This window comes from Sphingopyxis sp. (assembly GCF_016463645.1).
GTDB lineage: Bacteria > Pseudomonadota > Alphaproteobacteria > Sphingomonadales > Sphingomonadaceae > Sphingopyxis.
On sequence record NZ_JAEMQX010000184.1, the window covers coordinates 1 to 5,552 of the forward strand.

Annotated in this window: 5 protein-coding genes; all 5 read right to left on the reverse strand. The window is 65.6% G+C overall.

All coding sequences use genetic code 11. The annotated features are described in order from the left end of the window. The coding region (locus JHC57_RS20810; protein WP_294032491.1) for a response regulator at positions 1–454 on the reverse strand (454 nt) is incomplete at its 3' end. Continuing rightward, positions 444–2,732 carry an ATP-binding protein gene (locus JHC57_RS20815; RefSeq protein ID WP_294032492.1) on the reverse strand — a complete coding sequence of 763 codons (2,289 nt, stop codon included), beginning with the start codon at positions 2,730–2,732 and terminating at the stop codon, positions 444–446. The genes JHC57_RS20810 and JHC57_RS20815, both read right to left, overlap by 11 nt. A gap of 93 nt (positions 2,733–2,825) precedes the next feature. Continuing rightward, positions 2,826–4,241 (reverse strand): sigma-54 dependent transcriptional regulator, encoded by a 1,416-nt coding sequence (locus tag JHC57_RS20820; RefSeq protein WP_294032493.1) that lies wholly within the window; start codon positions 4,239–4,241, stop codon positions 2,826–2,828. Further along, positions 4,238–5,329 (reverse strand): ATP-binding protein, encoded by a 1,092-nt coding sequence (locus JHC57_RS20825; RefSeq protein WP_294032494.1) that lies wholly within the window; start codon positions 5,327–5,329, stop codon positions 4,238–4,240. Before JHC57_RS20825 ends, JHC57_RS20820 begins: the two co-directional genes overlap by 4 nt. Then, positions 5,326–5,552: tRNA-dihydrouridine synthase (locus JHC57_RS20830; RefSeq protein WP_294032495.1), on the reverse strand; the 227-nt coding region annotated here is incomplete at its 5' end. The genes JHC57_RS20825 and JHC57_RS20830, both read right to left, overlap by 4 nt.

Sequence of the window (5,552 nt, forward strand, 5' to 3'; positions counted from 1 at the left end):
CATTGTTGATCGCCGCGCTCGTTCCGGTGAGTTCGTCCGACGGCCCCGCCTTTTCACGGAGTTGCTCATATTCGAACTTCAGCCGTTCGGTTTCGGTCGCGCGCTCGACAAGGTGAAGCAGGCGCGACGCCTCGAACGGTTTTTCGATGAAATCGAACGCGCCGCGGCGGATCGCGGCGACCGCGGTGTCGAGCCCGCCATGGCCCGAAATGACGATGATCGGCAGCGTCGGATCGAAGGCCTTGATCGCCTCGACCAGTCCGAGCCCGTCGAGCCGCGACCCCTGCAGCCAGACGTCGATCAGCGCCAGCGACGGCCGTCGCTGGCGGATCGCCTCAAGCGCCGAATCGCTGTCGAAAGCGGTCCGCGCCTCATAACCTTCGTCCTCCATGACTCCCGCGACGAGGTCGCAGATGTCGCGTTCGTCGTCGACGATCAGAATATCAAGCGCCATGATCTTCTCTGTCCTGCCGGTTCCGGATGCGTCCCGGAACCGATTCACCCTGTCCGATGCCTGCCTCGCCGCCCCTGCCGGCGAGCGCCCTCAGCCGATCGGGATGGAGCGTCAGTGTGACGCAGGTCCCGTCCCCCGCCGGATTGTCCGAAAACTCCAGTTCGCCATAATGTTGCTCGACGATCTTCTTGACGATCGCGAGCCCCAGGCCCGTGCCGCCCTGCCGCGTCGTCATATAGGGTTCGGCGATCGCCTCGCGCGCTTCGGGAAGCCCGATGCCGTCGTCGGTCACGCGAATGACCAGCTCGCCCTCGCGACCGGTTTCGAGCGTCGCCCCGACATGTCCCGTTGCCGGAGATTCGGAGTTTTTATATTTTTCTTCAATCGCTTCCACCGCATTCTTCACGATATTGGTTACGGCCTGCGACAGCAGGCGACGGTCGCAGACCAGCGGCTCGATATCGGCGGGCGTCTTGACCGAAAAGACGATGTCGGGTTTGGCGACCTCGAACAGGAAAACGGCCTGGCGCAGGATGTCGCGGACATCCTCGACCCCGAAGGTCGGCTTGGGCATCCGTGCGAAGCTCGAAAATTCGTCGACCATGCGCCGCATGTCGTGAACCTGCCTGATGACCGTATCGGTCAGCTTGCGGAAGGTCGCGGCGTCACCCTCGACCTTGTCGCCGAACCGGCGCTGCAGGCGCTCGGCGGCGAGCTGGATCGGCGTCAGCGGATTCTTGATTTCATGCGCGATGCGCCGCGCGACGTCGGACCAGGCGGCGCGCCGCTGATCGAGCAGTTGCTGCGTGATATCCTCGAAACTGAGGACGAAACCGTCGCCCTGCGCCACGGCCTTTGCCGCGAGCGTCGCGGGCTCGGCGTCCTTTCGCGAAAGCTGCACGATCCCTTCGCGCTCTTCGCCCGTCAACAGCCGCGCCAGTTCGGGCGCGACATCGTCGAGCGGTTGCCCCGTCAGACATTCGGCGGACTGGCAGATCAGTCGCTCGGCGGCGGCATTGGCCAGCAGGATGCGGCGATCGGCGTCGACGGAGACGACGGCCGACGAAACGCCGCTCAGTACCGCTTCGATGAAGCTGCGCCGCGCCTCGAGCTGCTCGTTCACGCTCACGAGTGCGCCGGTCTGCCCCTCGAGCTGCTCGGTCATGCGGTTGAATGCGCGGGTCAGCACCGAAATTTCGTCGTCGCGCGCCGGCGGCGTCACACGCACCGAAAGATCGCCTCCCGCAGCGGTGCGCGTCGCCCCGATCAACGTCCCGAGCGGACGCACGATACGGTCGGCGACGACGATCGCCGCGATGACGGCGAGCGCGAGCAACAGCAGCGAGCCCAGATAGAGCGCGCCGTTGAACTGAAGCTGGAGCTGCTGCGACCGTCCGAACAGCGCGTTATAGTCCGCGAGGATACTGCGCGCCCGATCGAACTGCTCCAGCCCCAATATGTTCGCATCGCGCGACGCGTAAACATAGGCGTTGGCTCGCCCCGGAAGGCGGGTCGCCGCCTCGATGCGATCCGATTTCTGCAGAACCACGACCTGTTCGCCGCGGTTGAGCCGTGCGACGGTCTCGGGCGAGATACGCGCCTCGGCGGCACGATTGTCGGGATCGACCATCACGGGAGTGCGCGCGATGCCGTCGGCACCGATCTCGATGATCGCCGACTCGTTGAGCTCGCGGAGCACCACCTGCTGCCCATAGGCGTTCTGGAAGGTTTCGCTGTCGATCGGATAGCGCGTCAGATAGTCGCTGAGATCCTTTGCCATCGTCGTGGTGTTCGCACTCACCGATTTCTGGCTGTCCTCGTAAAAGGCCTGCGCCATGCTCGCCGCATTCTCGAACATCCCGCGGGAGCGTTCGGAATACCAGAAATTCACGCCGAACTGGAACAGCAGCGAGGCGAAGATCACCACCAGCAGCGTCGGCGCCGCCGCGATCAGCGAAAACAGCGCGACGAGCCGGACGTGGAGGCGCCCGTTGCCGCCCGCCATCGATCGTACGGCGCGCGCGCGCGCGATGCGGCTGCCGATCAGCACGATCAGCGCCATCGCCGGCACGAGGTTGACGACCATGATCGCGGCGATGAGCGCGGGGGTCAGCAGCCGCTCGCTCTGCGCGTCGCCCGTCACGAAGATATAGGTCGCGACGGCAACGCTGACGATCACCGCGAGGGTATAATATTCGGGAGCGCCAAAACGCCAGAAACCCGAGCGCGCCTGATCGTCCGAATCCACTTCAACGGTCAGGGAAGACGGGTGCGCCATTGTTGCCCCGTTACGACAATCCTGTTGCATGGAAAACACACAATCGGCTTGAGCGTCGCCCAATTGCACCGATTTTACGATTATCTTCGCATGTCAGGGATGCGCGGGGTCGATATCGAGTTGCCCGAGGCGCTTTCTCAACGTGTTGCGGTTGATCCCCAGCCGGCGCGCCGCCTCCAGCTGGTTGCCCCGCACTTCGCGGAGAATACGGCGGAACAATGCGGCTTCGACGATCGCCTCGAGTTGCCCGTGAATCGCGCCGTCGTTCGTTGCGCCCGCCATCTGTTCGCGCGCCCAGTCGTCGACGGCGCGCGCAATCAGCACGGCGGGCTCGACCGCGCCGCCGCCCCCACCGTTTTCGTGCAGGACCGTCTCGACGTCGCGCACGGTCACGACGGTGTCGCGCGACAGGACGGCAAGCCGCTGCACGACATTGCCGAGTTCGCGCACATTGCCCGGCCAGTCATAACGTTCGAGCCATTGCATCGCCGCGGGGGCGAACTGGCGATCGGGAAGCCCCGAGCTGCGGCCGGCCTCGACGAAATGGCCGACGAGCGCAGCGATGTCGCTTCGCCGGTCGCGCAGCGGCGGCAGCGTGACGGGAATGACGTTGAGCCGGTAGAAGAGGTCCTCGCGGAACCGCCCATCGGCGACCAGCGTGCGCATGTCGCGGTGCGTCGCGGCAATGACACGGACGTCGGCGCGCAGCGCCTGACTGCCGCCCACGGTCGAATATTCGTTGCTCTGCAGCACGCGGAGCAGCCGCGTTTGCGCCTCCAGCGGCATGTCGCCGATCTCGTCGAGGAACAGCGTGCCGCCCGCCGCTTGCTCGAAACGGCCGGCGTTGCGGCTGTGCGCTCCCGTAAAGGCGCCTTTTTCGTGGCCGAACAGTTCGGCCTCGATCAACTCGCGCGGAATCGCCGCCATGTTGATCGCGACGAAAGGCCCGTTCCGGCGCAGGCCGGTCGCATGGATCGCGCGCGCGACAACCTCCTTGCCGGTGCCCGACTCGCCGAGAATCAGAACCGCGAGGTCGTTCGACGCCAGGCGCGCGATGGTCCGGTAAACCGCCTGCATCGCCGGCGCCCGGCCGACAAGGCCATGGCTGTCGGCCGGCCCGGCGTCGCGTGCGGCGGGTTCGACGCGGCGTTCCAGCGCGGCGCGGACGCTCGCGGTCAGTTCGTCGAGATCGAAGGGTTTGGGCAGGTAGTCATAGCTGCCGATTCCCGTCGCGCGCACGGCCGTGTCGAGCGTATTCTGCGCCGAGAGTACGATCACCGGCGTCGCCGAATCGACGGCGGAACCCGCCAGCGAATCTATACCATCGCCGTCGGGCAGGACGACGTCGGTGATGATGAGGTCCGGGCGATGGTCGGCGAGCCACGCGTTGCGTTCGGCAAGGCTGCCGACCGACGCGAAATGGCCGCATTCGCCAACGAGCGTCTCGCGGATGATCATCGCGATCGCGGGATCATCCTCGACCAGCAGGATCGTCTTGCCCCGGCTCACGCGGATCGTCCTTTTTGGGCGACGGGCAGGTGCACGCGGAACCGCGTCCAGTCACCGTCGCGGATGTGCTGGACCGTGCCGCCCATGTCGCGTGCGAGCTTCGCCACGAGCGCGAGGCCAAGGCCCCGCCCATCGCGCTTCGTCGTCACGAAGGGATCGAACAGGTCGCCGCGGATATCGGCCGGAACCCCCGGACCATTATCGCTGACGCTGACCTCGATCGGCAACGCGATCCGCCCGCGCCCGTCGCCATTGTCGATCGAAAGGCCATGCCGGTACGCCGTCGTCAGCCGGACGACGCCGTCCTCGCTTCCCCCGAGCGCCTCGCACCCGTTGGTCAGGAGATTGAGCAATATCTGCACCATGGCGTCATGGTTTCCGTGCACAAGCGGCAGCGAGGGGTCGAAATCCTCCGCGAAGCGGACACCCGGAAACTGGCGCGCACGTGCTGTCTCCATTGCCTGATGGATCGGTTGATACAGGTTGATCGGCGCGCAGACGATCGGTTGCCCGCGCGAAAAATGCTCCATCTGGTCGATCAGCGTCGCGATCCGGTCGACCTCGGCGCAGATCAGCGTCGTGAAGCGTTCGCCTCCCGCGTCGGTCTTGCGCGCGAGCAATTGCGCCGCGCCCTTGATCCCCGCCAGCGGATTCTTGATCTCGTGCGCCAGCATCGAGGCCGCTGCGCCGGCGGCGCGTCCCGAACGGCCGATCGCCCCGCCCATCAGTTCGGCATCGCTCTGCGATGGCACGAGGGCGAGGATGCGATGCCCGCTCTGGCCATAGGGGACCATCTGCATGTCGGCGAAGATCGCCTTGCGACCGCCGACCGAGATTTCGGCGCGATGCGCGAACAGCGCCGAGGTCGCGGCGTCGTTCATCCGCTGGCGATAGCTGCGGTCCATCTGGATGACGTCATAAATGACGCGCCCGACCATCGCCGAGCGGCCGACGTTGCAGAGCTGCTCCGCCGCCGCATTGACGAACAGAACCACCCCGCCCGCATCGATCAGCAGGGTCGGAACGGGGTGCGACTGGATCAGCTCGTCATGGTCGAAGCTCGGGATGCTCGACGTGAGCGTCGTCACGCAGCGACCCTGGTCAGGTGCGGGCCGTAAAAGGCCTCGAGCGCGTCGAGCACCCCCTTGCTGTCGGGGATCTGGTTGACCTTGTTGCGGAACTCGGCCGAGCCGTGCAGCCCCTTGACGTACCAGCCGAGATGCTTGCGTGCCATATTGACGCCCGTCATCTCCCCATAATGGTCGATCATCGCGCGATAATGCGATGTGATGACGTCATATTGTTCGTCGA